The sequence below is a fragment of the Brevundimonas sp. genome (assembly GCF_035999125.1).
In the GTDB taxonomy this organism is placed as follows: Bacteria; Pseudomonadota; Alphaproteobacteria; order Caulobacterales; family Caulobacteraceae; genus Brevundimonas.
Window position 1 is genome coordinate 75,325 of sequence record NZ_DASYGX010000003.1, and the last position, 21,369, is coordinate 96,693.

At 71.1% G+C, this 21,369-nt stretch carries 20 protein-coding genes; 15 read left to right on the forward strand and 5 right to left on the reverse strand.

Going from position 1 to position 21,369, the window contains the following annotated elements:
* Positions 1–22: 22 nt before the first annotated feature.
* Both VGN45_RS01270 and VGN45_RS01275 read right to left on the reverse strand, forming a co-directional pair.
* Entirely contained in the window at positions 23–1,561 is a 1,539-nt protein-coding gene (locus tag VGN45_RS01270; RefSeq protein WP_327458467.1) for a glycosyltransferase family 39 protein, read from the reverse strand.
* Positions 1,477–2,304 (reverse strand): phosphatase PAP2 family protein, encoded by an 828-nt coding sequence (locus tag VGN45_RS01275; RefSeq protein ID WP_327458469.1) that lies wholly within the window; start codon positions 2,302–2,304, stop codon positions 1,477–1,479. The genes VGN45_RS01270 and VGN45_RS01275 overlap by 85 nt, the downstream gene beginning before the upstream one ends.
* A gap of 161 nt (positions 2,305–2,465) precedes the next feature.
* Here VGN45_RS01275 and mutM point away from each other — a divergent pair, with 161 nt between their 5' ends.
* The 9 genes from mutM (at position 2,466) to recF (ending at position 10,510) form a co-directional block, all read left to right on the forward strand.
* Entirely contained in the window at positions 2,466–3,329 is an 864-nt protein-coding gene (gene mutM / locus VGN45_RS01280) for a bifunctional DNA-formamidopyrimidine glycosylase/DNA-(apurinic or apyrimidinic site) lyase (protein WP_327458471.1), read from the forward strand.
* Positions 3,326–3,871 (forward strand): DUF1697 domain-containing protein, encoded by a 546-nt coding sequence (locus tag VGN45_RS01285; RefSeq protein ID WP_327458473.1) that lies wholly within the window; start codon positions 3,326–3,328, stop codon positions 3,869–3,871. The genes mutM and VGN45_RS01285 overlap by 4 nt, the downstream gene beginning before the upstream one ends.
* Positions 3,868–4,311 carry a hypothetical protein gene (locus VGN45_RS01290; RefSeq protein ID WP_327458476.1) on the forward strand — a complete coding sequence of 148 codons (444 nt, stop codon included), beginning with the start codon at positions 3,868–3,870 and terminating at the stop codon, positions 4,309–4,311. Before VGN45_RS01285 ends, VGN45_RS01290 begins: the two co-directional genes overlap by 4 nt.
* A gap of 85 nt (positions 4,312–4,396) precedes the next feature.
* Positions 4,397–5,185: an enoyl-CoA hydratase-related protein gene (locus tag VGN45_RS01295; protein WP_327458478.1), complete on the forward strand. Its 789-nt coding sequence runs from the start codon at positions 4,397–4,399 to the stop codon at positions 5,183–5,185.
* 106 nt (positions 5,186–5,291) lie between these two features.
* Complete coding sequence (gene rpsT, locus VGN45_RS01300) at positions 5,292–5,561, forward strand: 30S ribosomal protein S20 (RefSeq protein WP_327458480.1); 270 nt, start codon at positions 5,292–5,294, stop codon at positions 5,559–5,561.
* A 438-nt stretch (positions 5,562–5,999) separates the two neighbouring features.
* Positions 6,000–7,442, forward strand: coding sequence for a chromosomal replication initiator protein DnaA (dnaA, locus tag VGN45_RS01305; protein WP_327458482.1), 1,443 nt, complete (start codon positions 6,000–6,002; stop codon positions 7,440–7,442).
* A gap of 200 nt (positions 7,443–7,642) precedes the next feature.
* On the forward strand, positions 7,643–8,761 hold the full coding sequence (dnaN, locus tag VGN45_RS01310; RefSeq protein ID WP_327458484.1) for a DNA polymerase III subunit beta: 1,119 nt from the start codon (positions 7,643–7,645) through the stop codon (positions 8,759–8,761).
* Position 8,762: 1 nt separating this feature from the next.
* The gene (locus tag VGN45_RS01315) at positions 8,763–9,380 is read left to right on the forward strand and encodes a YdeI/OmpD-associated family protein (RefSeq protein ID WP_327458486.1); all 618 of its coding nucleotides are present in this window, start codon (positions 8,763–8,765) and stop codon (positions 9,378–9,380) included.
* Complete coding sequence (gene recF / locus VGN45_RS01320) at positions 9,377–10,510, forward strand: DNA replication/repair protein RecF (protein WP_327458488.1); 1,134 nt, start codon at positions 9,377–9,379, stop codon at positions 10,508–10,510. Before VGN45_RS01315 ends, recF begins: the two co-directional genes overlap by 4 nt.
* Here the strand turns inward: recF and VGN45_RS01325 are convergent.
* Positions 10,507–11,379 carry an alpha/beta hydrolase gene (locus VGN45_RS01325; protein ID WP_327458491.1) on the reverse strand — a complete coding sequence of 291 codons (873 nt, stop codon included), beginning with the start codon at positions 11,377–11,379 and terminating at the stop codon, positions 10,507–10,509. The genes recF and VGN45_RS01325 overlap by 4 nt on opposite strands.
* Before the next feature lie 101 nt (positions 11,380–11,480).
* On the opposite strand from VGN45_RS01325, the gene VGN45_RS01330 reads away from it, so the two are divergent.
* A complete protein-coding gene (locus tag VGN45_RS01330) occupies positions 11,481–11,966 on the forward strand; it encodes a surface-adhesin E family protein (protein WP_327458493.1) in 486 nt (161 codons plus the stop codon).
* 6 nt (positions 11,967–11,972) lie between these two features.
* Here VGN45_RS01330 and gyrB read toward each other — a convergent pair whose 3' ends face one another.
* On the reverse strand, positions 11,973–14,399 hold the full coding sequence (gene gyrB / locus VGN45_RS01335) for a DNA topoisomerase (ATP-hydrolyzing) subunit B (protein ID WP_327458495.1): 2,427 nt from the start codon (positions 14,397–14,399) through the stop codon (positions 11,973–11,975).
* A gap of 258 nt (positions 14,400–14,657) precedes the next feature.
* Positions 14,658–16,538 carry a DNA helicase RecQ gene (recQ, locus tag VGN45_RS01340; protein WP_327458497.1) on the reverse strand — a complete coding sequence of 627 codons (1,881 nt, stop codon included), beginning with the start codon at positions 16,536–16,538 and terminating at the stop codon, positions 14,658–14,660.
* A gap of 50 nt (positions 16,539–16,588) precedes the next feature.
* Here recQ and VGN45_RS01345 point away from each other — a divergent pair, with 50 nt between their 5' ends.
* From VGN45_RS01345 to trpB, 5 genes are read left to right on the forward strand one after another with little or no spacing between them, the layout of a single operon-like run.
* Positions 16,589–17,488, forward strand: coding sequence for a class I SAM-dependent methyltransferase (locus tag VGN45_RS01345; protein ID WP_327458499.1), 900 nt, complete (start codon positions 16,589–16,591; stop codon positions 17,486–17,488).
* Positions 17,485–18,225 carry a pseudouridine synthase gene (locus VGN45_RS01350; protein ID WP_327458501.1) on the forward strand — a complete coding sequence of 247 codons (741 nt, stop codon included), beginning with the start codon at positions 17,485–17,487 and terminating at the stop codon, positions 18,223–18,225. The genes VGN45_RS01345 and VGN45_RS01350 overlap by 4 nt, the downstream gene beginning before the upstream one ends.
* A gap of 31 nt (positions 18,226–18,256) precedes the next feature.
* Positions 18,257–19,468, forward strand: a complete 1,212-nt coding sequence (locus VGN45_RS01355; RefSeq protein WP_327458503.1) for an FAD-binding oxidoreductase — start codon at positions 18,257–18,259, stop codon at positions 19,466–19,468.
* A gap of 31 nt (positions 19,469–19,499) precedes the next feature.
* Entirely contained in the window at positions 19,500–20,138 is a 639-nt protein-coding gene (locus VGN45_RS01360; protein ID WP_327458505.1) for a phosphoribosylanthranilate isomerase, read from the forward strand.
* Between the two features lie 11 nt (positions 20,139–20,149).
* Positions 20,150–21,367, forward strand: coding sequence for a tryptophan synthase subunit beta (gene trpB / locus VGN45_RS01365; RefSeq protein ID WP_327458507.1), 1,218 nt, complete (start codon positions 20,150–20,152; stop codon positions 21,365–21,367).
* Positions 21,368–21,369 lie beyond the last annotated feature (2 nt).

Below are 21,369 nucleotides of genomic sequence, written 5' to 3' on the forward strand. Positions count from 1 at the left end.
AACCAAGTCCGAGGGGTTTCGTCTACGGACAATCCGGCGGGCGCAGGCCCGGACGCGCCCGATCCGCGCGGAACAGCCAGACGGTCCGCATCTCTCCTGGCCCCGTCGCGACCTGACGCGGACCCAGGGAGGCCACCCCCTCGGCCGCCGCCGCGATCCTCTCGGGCGACGCGCAGCCGGCCACGATCAGCAGCGGCCCAGCCTCCCGACCCGTCGCCGGCACGCTCATCTGGAAATGGTCGTCCGGCACGCCGCCCGGCCCCGGCCAGGCCAGCACCGGCAAGGTCTCGCCCCGCAGATGATAGGTCAGGGCCGCGGCGTCGCGCCGTCGTTCGGTCACCACGGCGACCGCGCCCTGGGCCCGCGCCGTCTCGGCCACGGCGCGCGCGGTCGCCTCCCACCCCAGGGCGACGGCATAGGGCGCCCGCCCCGCGATCGACAGCCGCGCGGCGTTCGCGTCCGCCAGGAACAGCCCGGCTTGCGCCGCCGCACCAAGCGCCAGGGCCCCCGCCAGCCAGCCCCGCCGCTCCCTCGCCAGCAGGTGAGCCGCGCCCAACACGAAGGTCGCGATCAGTGCCGTCGCCGCCCAGTTCCCGTGCGCCCGCGTCAGCAGGGCCAGCCCGGTCACGACCAGGAAGATCGGCAGACTGAAGGCCAGCAGCAGCCGCGTCTCGGCCATGCGGGGCCTGACCGCCGCCAGGATCAGGCCCGTCAGGATCACGGGCCCGGCCAGGGCGAACTGCGCCGCCACGAACTCGACTCCGTCCGCCAGCCCCAGACTGAGCCCGGCCCCCGACGCATTGGCCGCTGTGTGCCTCACGGTGGCGCCGCCGTGCTCCAGGTTCCACAGCAGGTTCGGGATCAGGGCGGTCAGGCCGACGGCCAAGGCCGCGACGGCCGCCCGCTTCGTCAGGACACGCCGGCTGGCCGGATCGGCGACGGCGGCGACGGCCACGCATCCATAGAAGTAAAGCATGGCGTACTTCGACAGCAGCCCCAGCCCCAGCGCCCCAGCCAACAGGGTCGCCCAGCCGACGCCGCCTCCGGCCCTCAGCCGCACCCAGGCCAGCAGGGCCAGGGCCCAGAACAGGAGCAGCGGCACGTCGGTCGACAGGATGCGCGCCGAGAACGCCGCGCCCGGAGCCAGCAACGCCGCCCATCCGGCCCAGACTCCGACGCGCCGCCCGAACAGCGCCGCCCCGACCCCGAACGTCGCCAGCGCCGTGCCGGCCCACAGCAGGGGCGCCGGCGACCGCACGCAGGCCGCACCCGACCCGCAGACCGGCTCGGCCAGGGCGATCAGCCACGCCACCATCGGCGGCTTGGAGAAATAGCCCCAAGCCGGATCCTGGGCCCAAACCCAGTACTGCGCCTCGTCGTAATGCAGCCCGGCGGTCGAGGTCCACAGCATGGCCAGACGCAGCGCCGTCAGCGCCGCGACGGTCGCCAGGAAGACCGCCGTGCCGCGATCACGGATCAGGCGGCCGCTCCGGCCCGCGCCGCGTGCCGCTCCAGAATGCGCCGACGCGCCGGCTCCGGCGCCTCGACCATGACGCGCCACAGCACGCCCAGCACCAAGGCGGTCAGCGACCACGACAGCAGCACGTCCGAGAGGAAATGCCCCCCGAACGCCAGCCGGTTCAGCGACAGCGCCGCCCCATAGGCGACCGCCGGTCCGACCGCCCAGCGCCGGATCGCGGGCGGCAGCATGACCACCGCCGCCGCCGTCCAGGCCGCAGAGGCCGCCTCGCCCGACACGAAGGAGCAGTTGGCGTCGCACCAGTCGGTCACCCGCCATACCGGCACATAGGGGGCGTCGCCGCCGAACGCCTCCAGATGCACCGGGCGTGGCCGGCCCCACAGCGCCTTCAGCGTCCCGTTGACCAGAAGCCCGGGCCCGAGCGCCAGCCCGGCCAGCAGGAACCACGCCTTACGCGCCGTGCGCGAGGTGAAGGGCCGGCCTTGCCCCACCCGGCACCCCAAGGCGATCAGCACCCCCAGCAGCGCCAGCCCCATCACCCAGGTCGAACTTTTGCGCAGCGCCCGCAACGCCGGCTCCTGCGCCAGAGGGAAGCCCTCACCGACCCGATGAAAGGCCTCGCTGACGGCCACGTCCACGCCCGGCGCAATCAGGAAGTAGACCGTCAGCAGCAGCGTCGCGGCGAGGGCGAGCACCGCCGGCTCCTCCACCCGCGCGCCGGCGGCGATCGCCAGACGGGCTCGGGCGCCCGCACGGCGCAGGGCGCGCCTGGACCTGTCGACCCATGCCGGCGCGGCGACGAAATCGGGATGTCCGGCCGTCATGTCTCCCCCAGGGCGGCGTTCGCCCGACATGCCCGAGTCGGGTGTCGCGTCGGTCACGTTTCGACGTCGGCCGCATGGCGTTTCTGCGCAGGTTCGGTTGCGCCTCGTCCCGGATCGGACGACCGCTGGCGGGCGCCGCCTCGGCGCGCTAGATCGAACCCATGCCCGAGCTTCCCGAGGTCGAGACCGTCCGGCGCGGACTGGAGCCCCTTCTGGCCGGCGCGCGGCTGTCGGCGGTGCGGGTCAACCGGCCGGACCTGCGCTTCCCTTTCCCGGAGCGGTTCGCCGAGCGGCTGGACGGCGCGCGGGTCGAGCGGGTGCTGCGCCAGGCCAAATACCTGCTGATGCCGTTGTCGACCGGCGAGACCTGGGTCACTCACCTGGGCATGACCGGCCGCTTCACCCTGGACGGCCGTCAGCTGGGCGAGTTCGAGGAGCCGGCGCCGATCGCCGGCAAGCACGAGCACTTCAGCCTTTGCGCCGACGCCGGCTCGGGCCGCACCCGCATCGGCTTCGCCGACGCGCGGCGGTTCGGTTTCATGGGCCTGATCCCCGACGATCAGGTGGACACGCATCCGTGGTTCGCCGGACTGGGCCCCGAACCGCTGGGCAACGCCTTCTCGGCCGAGCACCTGAAGACCGCGTTCCGGGGCAAGGCGCAGAACGTCAAGGTGTCGCTGCTGGACCAGCGCATCGTCTCGGGTCTGGGCAACATCTACGTCTGCGAAGCCCTGTGGCGCGCCCGGATCTCGCCCCGGCTGGCGGCGGGCAAGGTGTCGTCGCCCCGGCTGGAGGCGCTGACCGCGGCCATTCGAGACGTCCTGACCGAGGCCATCCTGGCCGGAGGCTCTACCCTGCGCGACTTCGCCAATGCCGACGGCGGACAGGGCTACTTCCAGCATCGGTTCGACGTCTACGGCCGCGAGGGCGAGCCCTGCCGCAGGGTCGAGACCCATCCCGTGATCCGCCGCATCGTCCAGGGCGGCCGCTCCACCTTCTTCTGTCCGGAATGCCAGAAGCGGTGACCGAGCGCCGCATCATCCTGTTCCGAGGCATGAACACCGGCGGCGTGCGCGCGCCGGTGGCGGAGCAGCGGGCCATGGCCGGGCGCATGGGGCTGAACAACCCCCGCACCCTGCTGGCCAGCGGCAATCTTGTGGTCGAGAGCGACCGCGATCCCGCCGCGCTGGAAGCGGAGATCGAGACGGCGATGCAGGAAACCTTCGGCCTGAAGATCGCCGCCATGGTACGCACGGCGGATCAGTGGGCCGGGCTGATCGCCGCCTGCCCCTTTCCGGCCGAGGCGGCGGCGCATCCGTCGAAGACTCTGCTCATGGTCATGAAGGGCACCATAAAGGACGACGTGCCCGACGCCTTGCGCGGCTTCGCCGTCGGCGACGAGCGGGTCGAGACCACCCCCGGCGCCCTGTGGTTCTTCCACCCCGACGGCATCGGCAAGTCCAAGATGGCCGAGAAGGCGGCCCAGGTCCGCCTGACCGGCATGGGCACGGCCCGCAACTGGAACACGGTGCTGAAGCTGGCGGACATGGTCGGGGTGAAAACGTGAGACGGGCGCATCTCTGGATCAGCCTGCTGGTCGGGACCGGCGTCTGGGGCGCCTATTTCCTGCACGTGGCGCACGCGGTGCGGGCCGACGACCTGTCCGGCCTCATCTGGGGGTTCTTGGCGGCGCTGGTCGCCGCCGTGGCGCTGGAAGCGGGGGCCACCTCGGTCGTGGCCTGGCTGTTCCGCAAGCGCGCCCGCGATCTGGACGACGGCCCCAGCCTGAACGCGGCGCTGAAGGCCGGGCACGTGGCGCTGATGGCGCTGATCGTGCTCCTGCTGGGCCTCGCCTTCACCTTGGCCCTGGCTTCGCGCTTCGGCTGGAGCCTGGACTTCTCCACCGCCCGCGCCCAGGCGGTGGCCGCCAACGTCCTGCTCGGCCTCGTCGTCCTGACGGAACTGATCCGCGCCGCCTTCACCCTGATGCTGCTGCCGCGTCGGTGACTGCGACCGCATCCGTCGCAGGCGTGTGGCAGACTGCCCGGATCGCCAAATGTGCACTATGTGCACTCAAAAAATCGGAGTGCACATGGCCGACAGCTACGCCAACCTTCTGATCGAACGCCACGCCGACGGCTATGCGGTGGTCACCCTGAACCGGCCCGAAGCGCTGAACGCGCTGAACTCGGCGCTGTTCAGGGATCTGGCCGACTTCCTCGACGCCGTGGAGCACGACGACGGCGTGCGCTGCCTGATCCTGACCGGGTCGGGCGACAAGGCCTTCGCCGCCGGCGCCGACATCAAGGAGATGGCGGACCAGACCTATGCCCAGATGTACGTCGGCAACTATTTCGCGCTCGGCCACGACCGCATCACGCGCTTCCGCAAGCCCATCATCGCGGCCGTCAACGGCTTCGCGCTCGGCGGCGGCTGCGAGCTGGCCATGCTGTGCGACTTCATCGTGGCGTCGGAGAAGGCGAAGTTCGGCCAGCCGGAGATCAATCTGGGCGTCGCCCCCGGCATCGGCGGGTCGCAGCGCCTGACCCGCCTGGTCGGCAAGTCCAAGGCCATGGACATGTGCCTGACCGGCCGGATGATGGACGCCGCCGAGGCCGAGCGCGCCGGTCTGGCCTCGCGCGTCGTGCCGCACGACCAGCTGCTGGACGAGGTCCGCAAGATCGCCGCCCGCCTCGCCGAACAGAGCCCACTCGCCGTCATGGCCAACAAGGAGATGGTGAACGCCGCCCTGGAGACCACCCTGACCCAGGGCGTCCAGTTCGAACGCCGCCTGTTTCACAGCCTGTTCGCCTTCGAGGATCAGAAGGAGGGCATGGGCGCCTTCGTCGAGAAGCGGAAGCCGGAGTTCAAGGGACGCTGACACCGCGTTGACCCCCGCGGCCCCTTCCGCTATACGCCGCGCCTCTTGAGATTTCCGCGCCGCGGACGTTTGGTCTGCGGCGTTTTCCGTTCCGAAGGTTTGATCGATGGCCAACAACGCCGGCGCCAAGAAGGCGATCCGCAAGATCGCCGCCCGCACCGAGGTGAACAAGTCGCGCCGCACGCGCGTCCGCACCTTCCTGCGCAAGTTCCAGGAAGCCGTCGCCGGCGGCGACGCCGAAGCCGCCAAGGGCGCCTTCGTCACCGCCCAGTCAGAGCTGATGCGCGCCGTCTCCAAGGGCGTGGTTCACAAGAACACGGGCTCGCGCAAGGTCGGCCGTCTGGCCGCTCAACTGAAGAAGATGACCGCCGCCTGATCTGTCGACTTCGGACGGGCCTTCACGGTCCCGTCATGGTAAATCCAAACGATTTCAAGGGCGAGGCAGGATCACCTGCCTCGCCTTCGTCATGTCCGGCTCTAAGCGGATTCGTGAGATTCATTCTCTCCACAGAGCGTCGCTCGACAAAATTCCAAGGCCGTTTTTGGGGTTGCGCGAGTCAAGCGAATTAACTTCTCGAAGCGATTCGAATCAGCGTTGACGGGTCCCGTCCGGGGAGTAGTTTTCCCTTCTGACGCACTTCCATCCCATCACGGATGAAGACGGCGCGAGACCTCCGTTTCGCGCTGGCGGGAGAAGTCTGCCCGGACGGCGACCTAGCCCCTGAAACCCATGTTTCAGGGCACGGGGAAACACGTCCCCGGGCCCGACCCTCCCTGCGCGCTCGGGGCGGAGAGAGAACAAGGGGCGGTGACGATGGCGGCTGAAGCGGCGCGTGTGGCGATGACGGATCCGGATCGCATCTGGGCGGAAGCGGCCGGACGGCTGCGCGCCGAGATCGGCGACGGCCCCTTCAGCAGCTACATCGCCCCCTCGGCCGTGCGTCTGGACGGCTCGGGCCAGCTGGTGCTGGTCACGCCCACCGGCTACGCCCGCGACTGGGTGCGCAAGAACGCCCTGCGCCGCCTGAACGAGCTGTGGCTGGGCCTGGACGGTCTGTCGCGCCGGCTGGACGTCCGCTGCCGCGCCGACATGCCGGCCGTGACCCCCTCGGTGATCGCGTCGGCCCCGTCGGCCGCAAGCGCCGTCGCGGCTCGCCCTGCCGCCATGCCCGCCCCGACCGTGGGCCCCGTCGCCGACGGCGCCCGCGCCGTGCGCGCCGCCGGTCTGCAGGAGCGGCTGACCTTCGACGGCTTCGTGGAGGGCCACGGCAACGCCTTCGCCCTGGCCATCGCCCGCCAGATCGCGTCGTGGACCGACGGCCACTTCAATCCCGTCGTCTTCTGCGGCCCCTACGGCTACGGCAAGACCCACCTGCTGAACGCCGTCGCCTGGGAAGCGCAGCGCCTGCGCCCCGACGCCAAGGTCATCTACCTGACCGCCGAGCGCTTCCTGTCGAACTTCATGCGGGCGGTTCAGGACCGCACCACCGCCGGCTTCAAGGAGGCCCTGCGCGGCGCCGACATGCTGCTGATCGACGACGTCCAGTTCGTCGGGAACAAGGCCGCCACTCAGGAAGAGCTTCTGTCCACCCTGACCTCGCTGATCGAGGACGGGAAGCGCGTCATCCTGTCGGCCGACCGCGCGCCCATGGCCCTGAGCGAGATCGAGCCGCGCCTGCGCAGTCACCTGTCCGCGGGCCTGACCTGCCCGATCGAGGCGGGCGACCGCGCGCTGAAGCTGGCCGTGGCCCGCAACCGCTTCCAGACCCTGGCCGCGCTGGGCGTCGTCTCGGGCGAGGCGCCGGACGCGGTGCTGGAGCATCTGGTCGATCAGACCCCCGGCACGATGCGCGAGCTGGAAGGCGCGGTGAACACGGTCGCCGCGGCCGCCGGCGCCCGCCTGTCGGCCCTGACCACCGACGAAGTGCGCGGCCTGCTGGGCGCCGCCTTCCGCGGCGGGCCGGAGCGTCGCATCACGGTCGACGAGATCCAGAAGACCGTCGCCGAGCACTTCCAGCTGAAGCAGGCCGACCTGCTCAGCGACCGCCGCAACCGCGCCGTCGCGCGTCCGCGCCAGATCGCCATGTACCTGTGCAAACAGCACACGACGCGGTCCTATCCGGACATCGGCCGCCGCTTCGGCGGGCGCGACCACACCACGGTCCTGCACGGCGTGCGCAAGGTCGGCGAGCTGATGACCCAGGACGACCAAGTCGCCCGCGACGTCGAGACCCTGACCCGCAAGCTGAGGGGCTGATGCCGCGGGCTTAGGGCTTAGGGCTTAGGCTGCGATATGCGGCGGCGATGTCGTTGTCCACCGGGTTATCCACGGGCGGCGGCGATGCGTCCTAAGCCCTAAGCCCTAAGCCCTACCCCCTTTCTTGCCCCCCACCCCCAATCCGCTAGTGTCGCGGGCCACAGTGTAGAGGCGGCCTGAGTCGCCTTGGGCGAGACGACATGCAGCTGACCATCGAACGATCCGCGCTCCTTCGGGCCCTGGGCCACGTGCAGAGCGTGGTCGAGCGCCGCAACACCATCCCGATCCTGTCCAACGTCCTGCTGTCCGCCGGGCGCGACAAGCTGTCGTTCGCCGCCACCGATCTGGACATGGAGATGGTGGACGAGGCCGAGGCGACGGTGAACGTCGAGGGCCAGATCACCGCCCCGGCCCACACCCTGTACGAGATCGCCCGCAAACTGCCGGAGGGCGCCGAGGTCTCGCTGTCCTACGACGGCGACGATCCGCGGCTGGTGGTCCAGGCCGGCCGGTCCAAGTTCAACCTGCCGGTCCTGCCGGCCGGCGACTTCCCCGTCATGTCGACCGAGACCGGCGGCGCCCGCTTCTCCATGCCCAAGGAGGATCTGGCCCGGCTGATCGACAAGACCCGCTTCGCCGTCTCCACGGAAGAGACGCGCTACTATCTGAACGGCCTCTATCTCCACACCGTGGCCGAGGGCGGCGTGCCCTTGCTGCGCGCCGTCGCCACCGACGGCCACCGCCTGGCCCTGGCCGAGACCCCCGCGCCCGAGGGCGCCGCCGGCGGACCCGGCGTCATCGTGCCGCGCAAGACGGTGGATCAGGTCCGCCGCCTGCTGGACGACGGCTCCGGCCCGGTCGAGGTCATGGTCTCGGCCCAGAAGATCCGCTTCGAGTTCGGGCAAGCGTCCCTGACGTCCAAGGTCATCGACGGCGCCTTCCCCGACTACGTCCGGGTCATCCCCAAGGGCAACGACAAGCAGGCCGACATCGACAACGCCGTCTTCGCCTCGGCCGTCGACCGGGTGGCGACCATCTCGGCCGAGAAGAGCCGCAGCGTGAAACTGGCCTTCGACAACGACCGCGTCACCCTGACCGTGCGCAACATGGAGGCCGGCCAGGGCGTGGAGGAGGTCGAGATCGGCTATTCCGAAGAGCCCTTCGAGATCGGCTTCAACGCCCGCTACCTGCTGGACGTCGCCGGCCAGATCACCGGCGAGACCGCCCACTTCAAATTCGCCGACCCGGCCAGCCCCACGCTCGTGCTGGACCCGGGCGACCCGGGCGTTCAGTACGTGCTGATGCCGCTGCGGGTGTGACATGCCCCGCGCGCTCGACCAGTTCGAGCGGGTCGAGATCACCCAGCGCGGCCAGTGGCGGGCCTGGCTGACCACGCACCACGCGCAGGCCGACTCCGTCTGGGTCGTCACCTTCAGGAAGGGCGCCTCCAGGCCCCGCGTCCCCTACGACGATCTGGTGGAGGAGGCCTTGGCTTTCGGCTGGGTCGACAGCTTGCCGCGTCGGCTCGACGACGAGCGCACCATGCTTCTGATGTCGCCGCGCAAGCCGGGGTCCAACTGGTCGGCGGTCAACAAGGCGCGGGTCGGGAAGATGACCGCCGCCGGCCTGATGCATCCTGCCGGTCAGGCGAAGGTCGATCAGGCGAAGCGGGACGGCACGTGGACCGCGCTGGACGCCGTGGAGCGGCTGGAGGTTCCCGACGATCTGGCTGAGGCGTTTACCGCCCGCCCCGGCGCGCGCGAGGCCTGGGACGGCTTTCCGAAGTCCGTACGGCGCGGCGTGCTGGAATGGATCGGTTCGGCGAAGACGCCAGAGACCCGAGCGAAGCGCGTCACCGAGACCGCCGAAAGGGCCGCACGCGGCGAGCGGGCCAATCAGTGGCGGGGAGGCGCGGGCGCCGCTAAACCGGGCGCTTGATCACCGCCCTCACCCTCACCGACTTCCGCTCCTACGGTGCCGCGCGGCTGGAGCCCGATCGCGCGATCACCGTGCTGCACGGGGCCAATGGGGCGGGGAAGACCAATGTGCTGGAGGCCCTGAGCCTGTTCACGCCGGGCCGGGGCCTGCGCGGGGCCACGGCGCCGGAGATGGGGCGGCGCGAGCCGGGCGAGCGGTCGGGCCGGGCCTGGGCCGTGGCGGCGACGCTGACGACCGACGGCGACGAGGTGAGGCTGGGCACGGGCGTCCAGTCCGCCGGCGGCGCGCGCCGCGTGGTCCGCATCGACGGCGAGACCGCCCCGCCCGGCCGCCTGCTGGATCACCTGCGCCCCGTCTGGGCCACGCCCGAGCAGGACCGGCTGTTCTCGGACGCGCGGGCCGAGCGGCTGAAATTCTTCGACCGTTTGGTTTTCGCAGCCGACCCCGACCACGCCGCCCATGTCGCCGCCTATGAGAAGGCCCTGCGCGAGCGGCTGCGTCTGCTGGTCGATGGGGCCGAGGGGCGCGCCGCCGACCCGCTGTGGCTGGATGCGCTGGAGGTCCGGCTGGGTCAGGCCGGGGCCGCGGCCGCCTTTGCCCGGGCCGGGGCGCTGAAGGATCTGCAGGCCGCCATCGACGCGCGCGGCGACCGCCCCTTTCCGCAGGCCGACCTGGGTTTGACCGGCGAGGCCGAAACCCTGGCCGCCGACGACGCCGAAGCCGAGGCCGTCGCGGCGTCGATCCGCGAGGGCCTGTCGCGTTCCCGCGCGCGCGACGCCGCCGCCGGCCGCAGCCTGTTCGGCCCCCACCGCTCGGACCTGACCGCGCTCCACCGCGAGAAGAACCGTCCCGCCGCCGAGGGCTCCTCGGGCGAGCAGAAGGCGCTGGTGCTCAATCTTGTGCTGGCACAGCTGAACCGGTTGGCCGATCAGGCGGCCCCGCCGCTCCTGCTGCTGGACGAGGCCCCCGCCCATCTCGACGCGAACCGCCGCGCTGCCCTGTTCGACGAGGTCGAGGCGCTGGGCCTGCAGGCCTTCATGACCGGCACCGAGGCCGACCTGTTCGCCCCCCTGCGCGGCCGTGCCGGCTTCGTGCGCGTCCAGGGCGGGGCCCTGCTCCCAGAGGCCTAGCGCAGGAAGCGCAGCACCGCCGCCTCGAACCGTCGGGGCTGGTCGATCATCACCATGTGCTCGGCGCCCTCGATCGGCTCCAGCGTCAGCGGCGCGCGCAGGCCGCGGAAGGCGGGGCGCAGGCGGCGCTCGATGTCGCGGCGGGGCGAGTCCTCCGCCCGGCTCCAGCCGTAGGCGACGGTCACCGGCGCGGTGACGTCGTCCAGCCGGTGCCGCATGTCCAGCGTCATGACCTCGTACAGCCCCTGCGCCAGCACGCGCCGGTCGCCGCCCTGCCAGCCCATGCCGGACATCACGGCCTCGCCCGCGCCCTGTCCCCAGCCCGCCTGCGTCAGGGCGTCGTCGCCGAGGAACAGCACGGCCTGATAGGCGACCCGCGCGATCGGCTCCACGTCCCGCGCCGACGCGCCGCCGTCCAGCAGCGAGGGGAAGAAGGGCGAGGCGTCCACCACCATGACCCGGCCGATCGCCGGGCCGCCGTCAGCCGCCATCCGAATCGCCACCAGCCCGCCCATCGAATGACCGATCACCGCCGGCGCCCTCAACCCTCGCGCCCGCACATAGCGCAACACCTCGCCCGCCACCGGGCCGACAAGAGGCCCGGACGCATTGGCGGCGGCCGGCAGTTCCCCAAAGCCCCGGACAGAGACCAGATGCACGGTGTGGTCGTCGTCCAGCCGGTCCGCCAGCCGCGTCCAGACCAGCGACGTCGAGGCCAGACCTGGGATCAGGACGACGTCGGGGCCCCGCCCGCGCGTCTCGACCGTGATCCGGTCAGATCGGAAGCCGCCCGTCTGCGCCTGCGCCGCCGCGGCGGGCGACGTCAGTACGATCAGGAACAGGAGGGCGCACAGGACTCGGGGGCTCATCGCCTCATCGTGCGAACGTCGTGCGGCGAAGTGTGGGCGAAAGCCTTGCCAATCGCGTGGGAAGGCGGATCATTGCGGTGGGGCCGTTCAGGAGGTGTGAGATGAAGCTGTGGGGCATTCTGATCGTCGGGGCGTGTCTGGCCGCGCCCGGCATGGCGATCGCGCAGGAGGAGGTTCTGACGGCGGAACCCGCGGCCCCGGCCGGGGCGCCCGCCTGGCGCACCTTGTCGCGGACGTCGGGTTCCATCTATCTCGCGGATGTGGGCGGCATGAGACAGGCCGACGGCGTCACGGCCATCCGCATGGCGCGCGCGCCGCGGACCCCCGCCTCCAGCTCGGATCGCGAGCACGCGATCGAGACCTATGAGTTCCGCTGCGGCCAGGACCAGTGGCGCGTGATCCGGACCGAGGAATACGGCCCGGACGGCGCGGAGCTCGACGCCTGGGACGAGGCCGACGCCGCCTGGCTGGCCGTGCCGCCGGGCAGCAACATGGCCTTCCTGGACGCGGTCGCCTGCGACGGCGAGCTGCCGACCGGGCGGCCGTGGGCCCGGCTGGAGGACTTTCTCGCCTCCAACCGCAACTGACGCGCGTCAGGCGTCGACGGCGGCGTCCAGCGCGTTCTCCTGGATGAACTCGCGGCGGGGCTCCACCACGTCGCCCATCAGCTTGGCGAACAGATCGTCGGCGTCCTCCTGGTGCTCGACCTTCACCTGCAGCAGGGTGCGGGCGTCGGCATCCAGCGTGGTCTCCCACAGCTGCTCGGGGTTCATCTCGCCCAGACCCTTGTAGCGCTGGATCTTGATGCCCTTCTTGCCGGCGTCCAGCACCGCCTCCAGCAGATCCAGCGGCCCGCGGATGGTCACCGACTTGTCCTTGCGGCGATAGACGGCGGGGGTGTCGAACAGGCCCTCGAAGGCCGTCGCGCGCTCGGCCAGACGCCGCGCGTCCAGCGAGCGGATCAGCGCCTCTTCCAGCACGATGCGCTCGGTCACCGCCCGGCGCACGCGCTCGAAGGCCACGGCCCCCTGCGCGCCCGGCGCGCCCGACCAGGCCCCGTCGCCCTCTTCGGCATAGAGGTTCAGCCGCTCCGCCGCCTTCGCGGGGTCGCCGCCGTCGTCCGCGAACAGGCCGGCCAGCGCGGACTGCTCGACCGCGAAGGCCGGGGCCCGCTGCGACAGGCGATCCACGCCCGCCTTGAACGCCTTGGCCTCGCGCACCAGCGCGGCCAGGTCGAACCCGGTGCGGCGCTCGCCGGTCGGCAGGTCCAGCTCGGCCTCGGCCACGCCCTCCTCGATCAGATAGGCGTCCATCCCGGCCTGGTCCTTGAGGTAGCGGCCCTGCTTGCCCTTCTCGACCTTGTAGAGCGGCGGCTGGGCTATGTAGACGTGGCCGCGTTCGATCAGCTCCGGCATCTGCCGGTAGAAGAAGGTCAGCAGCAGGGTCCGGATGTGCGCGCCGTCGACGTCGGCGTCGGCCATCAGGATGATCTTGTGATAGCGCAGCTTGTCGGCGTTGAAGTCGTCGCGGCCGATGCCGGTGCCCAAGGCCAGGATCAGCGTGCCGATCAGGTCCGACGACAGCATGCGGTCGAACCGCGCCCGCTCGACGTTCAGTATCTTGCCTCGCAGGGGCAGCACGGCCTGGTTTTCGCGGTTGCGCGCCTGTTTGGCCGAGCCGCCGGCGCTGTCGCCCTCGACGATGAACAGCTCGGACTTGGCCGGATCGCGTTCCTGACAGTCGGCCAGCTTTCCGGGCAGGCTGGAGATGTCCAGCGCCGACTTGCGGCGCGTCAGCTCGCGCGCCTTGCGGGCGGCCTCGCGCGCGGCAGCGGCCTCGACGATCTTGGCGACGATGGCCTTGGCCTCGACCGGATGCTCCTCGAACCAGGTCGACAGCCCCTCCGTGCACAGGGCCTCGACCGCCGGACGCACCTCCGACGAGACCAGCTTGTCCTTGGTCTGGGAGCTGAACTTCGGATCCGGCACCTTGACCGACAGGACGCAGGTCAGGCCCTCGCGCGCGTCCTCGCCGGAGACGGAGACCTTCTCCTTCTTGGCCGCGCCGGCGGCCTCGATGTAGCCGCTCATGACCCGCGTCAGCGAGCTGCGGAAGGCCGACAGGTGCGTGCCCCCATCCCGCTGGGGGATGTTGTTGGTGAAGCACAGCATGGTCTCGTGGTAGCTGTCGTTCCACCACAGGGCCAGGTCCAGCTCGATCCCGTCGCGCCTGCCGCGGACGACGATGACCTCCTTCAGCAGCGGCGACTTGGACTTGTCCAGGTGGCGCACGAAGGCCTCGACCCCGCCCTCGTAGTGCAGGATCTCCTCGAACGGTTCGGCGTGCCGGTTGTCGGCCAGGCGGATGACGACGCCGGAGTTCAGGAACGCCAGCTCGCGCAGGCGGTGTTCCAGCGTCTTCAGGTCGAAGTCGATGTGACTGAAGGTGGTGACCGACGGATAGAAGGTGACCTCGGTGCCCGTCAGCGGCTGACCGGCCTTGGGCCCCTCGGTGCGCGTCGGCGCCGTCCCGGTGACCTCCAGCGACTTCGCCGTGTCGCCGCGCTCGAAGCGCATCTCGTGCTGCTTGCCGTCGCGATAGATCTTCAGCTGCAGCCAGTCGGACAGGGCGTTGACCACCGACACGCCCACGCCGTGCAGGCCGCCGGAGACCTTGTAGGAGTTCTGGTCGAACTTCCCGCCCGCGTGCAGCTGGGTCATGATGACCTCGGCCGCCGAGACGCCCTCGCCCTCGTGGATGTCCGTCGGGATGCCGCGCCCGTTGTCGGTCACGGTGACCGATCCGTCGGCGTTCAGGATCACCTGGACCAGGTCGGCGTGCCCGGCCAGGGCCTCGTCGATGGCGTTGTCGACCACCTCATAGACCATGTGGTGCAGGCCACTGCCGTCGTCGGTGTCGCCGATGTACATGCCGGGCCGCTTGCGCACCGCGTCCAGGCCTTTGAGAACCTTGATGGAGTCGGCGCCGTATTCCGGCTGGTCGGCGGTCGTGTCGGTCATGCGGTCATCTGTCCGGGGATGCAGGGTCCGCGGCATGAATCACGCCTGTGCGGAACAGCGGAAATATAGGAAACGCGGGCACAAAAGGCGAGCTTTGATGCGCCCTTCTCCCCTTGGGGGAGAAGGTGGCTCGCGGAGCGAGACGGATGAGGGGTGGGCTACCGCGCGACGTGTGGTGGCTGATGAGCGCGGTGCCTCCAGCCCCCTCATCCGAGCGGCTCCGCCGCCCACCTTCTCCCCCAAGGGGAGAAGGCTTCTCTACGCCGCCAACGCCTTCAGCACGGCCTCGCCGTAGCGCGCCATCTTGGCCTCGCCGACGCCCGGCACGGGGGCCAGTTCGGGCAGGCGGGCGGGGTTGAGGCGGGCGATCTCCAGCAAGGTCCGGTCCTGGAAGATGACGTAGGGCGGCACCCGCTGCTCCGCCGCCCGGTCGCGGCGCCAGGCGCGCAGGCGCTCGAAGCGCATCCGCACCTCTTCCGGCAGATGCTCCAGCGCCGCCGAGGCCTTGCCCTCGCCGCGGCGACGCGGCGTCGACCGCACGGACGACGCCGGCGCCTGCGCCACCTCCACCGTCCGCTCGCCGCGATAGACGGCGCGCACGCCGGCAGGGTCGCCCAGCCGCAGCAGGGGGCGGCCGTCGTTGGCGTCCTCCTCCAGCAGGCCCTCGAACATCAGGTGGTCGATCACCTCGCGCCAGCCGTGCGGCGACAGGTCGGCCCCGACGCCCCAGGTCGACAGGCCCTGCTCCCAGCCTTGCACGTCCTTCGTCCGGCCGGTCAGGTGGTCAATGACCCGGCCCCGGCCGAAGCGCTGGTCCAGCCGCTGCACCGCCGCCAGCGCCTTCTGGGCATGGACGGTGGCGTCATAGGTTTGCGGCGGATCCAGACAGACGTCGCAGACGCCGCAGACCTCGGCCCCCTCCTCCCCGAAATACCGTCGCACAGCCTGCGGCCGGCAGACCGCCCCATCCAGCATGGCGAACAGCCGCCGCGCCTTGCCCACCTGCGCCGCCTTCACCGCCTCGTCCATGGGCCGGCCGTCCAGCCGCTTCAGCGTCCAGGCGATGTCTGAAGGTCCGTACAGCGTCAGCCCCTCGGCCGGCTCTCCGTCGCGGCCGGCGCGGCCGATCTCCTGCCAGTAGGCCTCCAGCGACCCCGGCGGATCGGCGTGGATGACGAAACGCACGTCCGGCTTGTCCACGCCCATGCCGAAGGCGATGGTCGCCACCATCACGCCCGCATCGGCCGCCAGGAACCGCGCCAGGCGCCGGTCGCGCTCCCGCCCGTCCATGCCGGCGTGATAGGCCAGGGCGTCGATGCCCGCGCCGGCCAGGGCCTCGGCCAGCCGCTCGCAGCCGTCGCGGCTGCCGCAATAGACCACGCCGGATCGGCCGCGCCGCGCTGAGACCAGCTCGACCACCCGCCGCTCGGTCCAGGCGCGCGTGCCCGCACCCTTCTTCTCCGCCGCCAAGGCCAGATTGGGCCGCGCGAAACTGTCGACGAAGACCCGCGCCTCGCCCAGCCGCAGCGAGGCGACGATGTCGTCGCGCGTCCGGGCGTCGGCCGTCGCCGTGACCGCCAGCCGCGGCACGTTGGGGAACGCCTCCGCCAGCCGCCCGAGGTTGCGATAGTCCGGCCGGAAGTCGTGGCCCCACTGCGACACGCAGTGCGCCTCGTCGATGGCGATCAGGCTGAGCTCGATCTCCGACAGCCGCTCCAGCATGGCGCCGGCCGCCAAGCCTTCCGGCGAGACGTAGAGCAGGTCCAGCTCCCCCGCCCGCGCCGCGCGCCAGACGGCGGACCGGTCGTCCAGCGTCATGCCGGAATCCAGCCGCGCCGCCCTCACCCCCTGCTGGCGCAGCCCCTCCACCTGGTCCGTCATCAGCGCGATCAGCGGCGAGATCACCAGACCCATGCCGCGCCGCAAGATGGCCGGCACTTGATAGCAGACCGACTTGCCTCCGCCGGTGGGCAGCACGGCCACGGCGTCGCGCCCGGCCAGCGCCTCGGCCACCACCCCGGCCTGCAGACCCCGGAAATCCGCATGTCCCCAGACGCGCTCTAGCAGGGCGCAGGCCTCGGTCAGGTCGATGGGGGATTCGGCGGGCACGGGCCGTGAGTGCCCCAGCGGCGCCCGCATGTCATGCGCGACATTTGATTTCGGGGCCGATCCCGTGGATTGAGCCGGGGATGACCGTGATCCTCTACGGCCGCCCGCCGGCGGTGTTCGACCCGCCCGTGCAGGCGATCCAGACCTCGCCCCTGATCCCCGGATCGACGGCGCTGGAAGAGGTCGCGCCCGGTTCATCCGATCTGGCCGTGATCTACGCGCCGCCCGGGGCGCTGGAGCGGCGCGCGGTGCTGGCTCTCGCCCTGCGCGCGCTCAAACCGGGCGGCCGCATCGACGCCATGGCGCTCAAGGACAAGGGAGGGTCGCGCCTGAAGAAGGAGCTGGAGAGCTTCGGCCTGACGGTGATGGACGAGCCTAAAGCGCATCATCGCCGCTGCCGCGCGACCGTGGACGGCCCCGCGACCGGACTGCACGATGCGATCGAGGCTGGCGCCCTGCGCCAGGTTCACGAGACGGGCCTGTGGTCCCGCCCCGGCGTCTTCGCCTGGGACCGGATCGACGCGGGCACCCTGATGCTGGCGGTGCTGCTGCCGCCGATGAAGGGCGCGGGCGCCGATCTCGGCTGCGGGCTGGGAGTCTTGTCTGAGGCCGTGCTCACGAGCTCCGCCGTGACGGCGCTGACCGGGATCGACCTGGACCGCCGCGCCGTCGAGGCCGCGCGACTGAACGTTGCCGACCCCCGCGCGACCTTCGACTGGGCCGACGCGCGGACCCTGACGGCCTCCGGCGACCTGGACTTCGTCGTCATGAACCCGCCCTTCCACGACGGCGGGCAGGAGGATCGCCGCCTGGGCCAGGCCTTCGTGCGCAAGGCGGCGGAGATGCTGAAGAAGGGCGGCGTCCTCTGGATGGTCGCCAACCGCCACCTACCCTACGAGGCCGAGCTCAACGAGGCCTTCCGTCGGGTTCGCGTGGTCGCCGAGGCGCAGGGATACAAGGCGTTCGAGGCGACGAAATGAAGCCCGTCAGACTGGACAGGCTGCTGGGCGGCATGGGTTACGGTTCGCGGCAGGAGATCGCGAAACTGGCCAGGGTCGGCGGGATCGCCCTCGACGGCCGCGACCTGACCGACGCGTCGGCCAAGATCGCCCCGACCTCGGACCTGCCGGATCGCATGACGATCGACGGTCGGCCCGTCGATCCGACGCCGGGGCTGGTGATCCTGCTGAACAAGCCCCTGGGCATGACCTGTTCGCACAAGGAGGACGGGGCGCTGGTGTACGACGTCCTGCCTTCGCGCTGGCGCCGACGGGACCCGGCGATCTCGACGGTGGGGCGGTTGGACAAGCAGACCTCGGGCCTGCTGCTGCTGACCGACGACGGCGACCTGCTGCACCGGATCATCAGCCCACGCCGCCACGTGGCCAAGGTCTATCACGCGACCCTGGCCCGGCCGCTCGAGGGGCACGAGGCGGCGCTGTTCGCCGCGGGCGCGCTGATGCTGGACGGCGAAGACAAGCCGCTGGCCCCGGCTTTTCTGGACGTCATCTCGCCCACCGAGGCCTGGCTGACGGTCCATGAAGGCCGCTACCACCAGGTCCGCCGCATGTTCGCCGCCGCCGGCAATCACGTGGAGGCCCTGCACCGCGAACGCATGGGCGCCCTGACGATCCCCGCCGACCTCGCCCCCGGCGACTGGCGCCTGCTGACCCCGGGCGAGGTCGATCTCGTGTTTCGGGAACCCGACACAGGGTGAGGGCTTATGGCTTCGCTTCGACGGAGCCTGAATGTCCGCCACCCACGAACGCGACCTCCGCACCGGCGCCTCCCTATGGGCGCAGGGCCAGGGCCTGAGCGTCCCGACGCGCCCGCTGACGCGGTCCATCAGCGTGGACGTGGCCGTGGTCGGGGCGGGCATCTCCGGCGCCTTCATGGCCCATGGGCTGGCGAACGACTTCAGCGTCGCCGTCCTGGATCGCCGCCCGCCGCTGAGGGGCTCCACCATCGCCTCGACCGCCTTGCTGCAGTGGGAGATCGACCTGCCGCTGATCGAGCTGTCGAAGAAGATCGGCCCTGCGAAAGCGCGACGCGCCTACGCCCGCTCCCGTCAGGCGGTGGACAACCTCATGGAAATCGTAGCCAGAGAGCGCATTCCCTGTGCCCTCAAGCCCAGCCGGACCCTTTATCTGGCCGGGGACGAGCACGGTTTCCGCGCACTGGAGGCCGAGGCGGAGGCCCGCGCGGTGATGGGGCTCGACAGCGCTTTCGTCCCCGCCGCGACCTTGCGCGCCCAGTACGGCATCGATCGCACCGGCGCGATCCTGTCCGACGGGTCCGCCCGCGCCGACCCCGCCCGCCTGGGCGCCGGCCTGCTGCGCCGCGCCCACGACGCCGGCGCGCGCATCTACTCGCCGGTGGAGGTGACGGAGGCCGTGTCGGACCCGGACGGCGTGACCTTGATCACGGGGGTGGGCCACGCGGTGAGGGCGAAACACGTCGTCTTCTGCTGCGGCTATGAATTTCCCAAGGGCGTGCCCACGCCCGGCGCCAAGGTGATCTCCACCTGGGCGCTGGCGACCGAGCCGCGCGCGATCTGCCCCGACTGGTTGCGCGACATGCTGGTCTGGGAGGCGTCGGACCCGTACCTTTATCTGCGCATGGCCCGCGACGGCCGGCTGATCGCTGGCGGCGAGGACGAGGACGGTCCCACGGCCCATGCCTCGATCCCGAAACTGAGGGCCAAGACGGCGCGCGTCGCCCGCAAGCTGAAGACGCTGATGCCCGACGTCGAGTTCGAGGTCGAACACGCCTGGGCCGGCGCCTTCGGCGAGAGCGAGACCGGCCTGCCCTCCATCGCCCCCGTGCCCGGCATGGACCACGCCTTCGCCGTCATGGGCTTCGGCGGCAACGGCATCACCTATTCGGTCATCGCGTCCGAGATCGTCGGCGCCGCGATCCGGGGGAAGACCAATCCGGACGCGGATCTGTATCGGTCTTGACCGCGGAAGCACGCCGCCGCACCTGCACCGAATGACCCTCGCCAAGATCTGCGGCCTGACGACGCCGGACACGCTGGACGCCGCGCTGGATCACGGCGCGGCCTTCGTCGGCGCGGTGACGTTCGGCAAGAGCCCGCGCCATCTGGAGCCGCTGGAGGCCGCGACGCTGTTCGACCGGGCGCGGGGGCGGGCGAAGATCGTGTCGGTGGTCGTGAACCCCGACGACCTGCTCCTGACCACGCTGGCGCTCAGCCTGCGGCCCGACTTCATCCAACTGCACGGGTCGGAGACGCCGGAGCGGGCGGCGGAGGTCCGACGCCTGACCCGGGCCGGGGTCATCAAGGCCCTGCCCGTCCGCGACGCGGCCGATCTGGCCGCCGCCGACGCCTGGGCCGGGGCCGCCGACCACCTGATGTTCGACGCCAGGCCGCCCGAGGGCGCGGCCCTGCCCGGCGGGGTCGGCCATGCCTTCGACTGGTCGATCCTGTCGGGCCACGCCTTCGACCGACCGTGGTTCCTGGCCGGCGGTCTGGACCCGGACAATGTGACGCGCGCGATCCGCATGACCGGCGCGCCCCTGGTCGACGTCTCCTCTGGCGTGGAAAGCGCGCCGGGTGTTAAGGAGCCGGCCCGCATCGCGGCCTTCTTGAAGGCCGTCGCCGAGGCCTGAAAGCCGGTTCCGTGAACGCTCCCATCCCCAACTCCGCCTACGCCTGGCCCGACGCCGAGGGCCGCTTCGGCCCCTTCGGCGGTCGCTTCGTCGCCGAGACCCTGATGCCCGCCGTACTGGAGCTTCAGGACGCCTATGAGGCGGCCAAGGCCGACCCGGCGTTCCAGGCCGAACTGGACGACTGGCTGGAACACTACGTCGGCCGCCCCAGTCCGCTGTATCTGGCGCAACGCCTGACCGACCATCACGGCGGGGCCAACATCTGGTTCAAGCGCGACGAACTGAACCACACCGGCGCGCACAAGGTGAACAACTGCATGGGCCAGATCCTTCTGGCCATGCGCATGGGCAAGACGCGGATCATCGCCGAGACCGGCGCCGGCCAGCACGGCGTCGCCACCGCCACCGTCTGCGCCCGCTTCGGCCTGCCCTGCACGGTCTACATGGGCGCTGTGGACGTGGAGCGGCAGGCGCCGAACGTCTTCCGCATGAAGCTGCTGGGCGCCGAGGTGGTGCCGGTCGTCAACGGCCGTTCGACGCTGAAGGAGGCGATGAACGAGGCCATGCGCGACTGGGTCACCAACGTGGCCGACACCTATTACATCATCGGCACGGCGGCGGGCCCGCATCCCTATCCGGAGCTGGTGCGCGACTTCCAGTCGGTGATCGGCAAGGAGGCCAAGGCCCAGATGAGGGCCCGGCGCGGCAAACTGCCCGACGCCTGCGTGGCCGCGATCGGCGGCGGATCGAATGCGATCGGCCTGTTCCATCCCTTCATCGAAGATCCGTCGGTGCGCCTGATCGGCGTCGAGGCCGCCGGGCTGGGATTGGACGGCCCCGACCATGCCGCGAGCCTGCAGGGCGGCCGCCCGGGCGTTCTGCACGGCAACCGCACCTATCTGCTCCAGGACGACGACGGCCAGATTCTGGAGGGCCATTCCATCTCCGCCGGGCTGGACTATCCCGGGATCGGGCCGGAGCACGCCTGGCTGCACGACTCCGGCCGCGCCGAGTACCGCTCCGCCACCGACCAGGAGGCGCTGGAGCACTTCCAACTGTGCTCGAAGCTGGAGGGCATCATCCCGGCGCTGGAGCCGTCGCACGCCCTGGCGCGGGTGGGCGAGATCGCGCGCGAGGTTGGCAAGGGCGGCGACGTCGTGCTGAACATGTGCGGGCGGGGCGACAAGGACATCTTCGCCGTGGCGAAGCATCTGGGTGTGGAGTTGTGATC

Bases quoted from the DNA above. Each gene is read 5' to 3' on its own strand.
- VGN45_RS01295 (WP_327458478.1), top strand. From the start codon at position 4,397: ATGGCCGACAGCTACGCCAACCTTCTGATCGAACGCCACGCCGACGGC.
- rpsT (WP_327458480.1), top strand. From the start codon at position 5,292: ATGGCCAACAACGCCGGCGCCAAGAAGGCGATCCGCAAGATCGCCGCC.
- VGN45_RS01345 (WP_327458499.1), top strand. From the start codon at position 16,589: ATGACCGTGATCCTCTACGGCCGCCCGCCGGCGGTGTTCGACCCGCCC.
- VGN45_RS01315 (WP_327458486.1), top strand. From the start codon at position 8,763: ATGCCCCGCGCGCTCGACCAGTTCGAGCGGGTCGAGATCACCCAGCGC.
- VGN45_RS01330 (WP_327458493.1), top strand. From the start codon at position 11,481: ATGAAGCTGTGGGGCATTCTGATCGTCGGGGCGTGTCTGGCCGCGCCC.
- recQ (WP_327458497.1), bottom strand. From the start codon at position 16,538: ATGCGGGCGCCGCTGGGGCACTCACGGCCCGTGCCCGCCGAATCCCCC.
- VGN45_RS01350 (WP_327458501.1), top strand. From the start codon at position 17,485: ATGAAGCCCGTCAGACTGGACAGGCTGCTGGGCGGCATGGGTTACGGT.
- dnaA (WP_327458482.1), top strand. From the start codon at position 6,000: ATGGCGGCTGAAGCGGCGCGTGTGGCGATGACGGATCCGGATCGCATC.
- VGN45_RS01360 (WP_327458505.1), top strand. From the start codon at position 19,500: ATGACCCTCGCCAAGATCTGCGGCCTGACGACGCCGGACACGCTGGAC.
- VGN45_RS01275 (WP_327458469.1), bottom strand. From the start codon at position 2,304: ATGACGGCCGGACATCCCGATTTCGTCGCCGCGCCGGCATGGGTCGAC.
- gyrB (WP_327458495.1), bottom strand. From the start codon at position 14,399: ATGACCGACACGACCGCCGACCAGCCGGAATACGGCGCCGACTCCATC.
- VGN45_RS01355 (WP_327458503.1), top strand. From the start codon at position 18,257: ATGTCCGCCACCCACGAACGCGACCTCCGCACCGGCGCCTCCCTATGG.
- VGN45_RS01325 (WP_327458491.1), bottom strand. From the start codon at position 11,379: ATGAGCCCCCGAGTCCTGTGCGCCCTCCTGTTCCTGATCGTACTGACG.
- dnaN (WP_327458484.1), top strand. From the start codon at position 7,643: ATGCAGCTGACCATCGAACGATCCGCGCTCCTTCGGGCCCTGGGCCAC.
- mutM (WP_327458471.1), top strand. From the start codon at position 2,466: ATGCCCGAGCTTCCCGAGGTCGAGACCGTCCGGCGCGGACTGGAGCCC.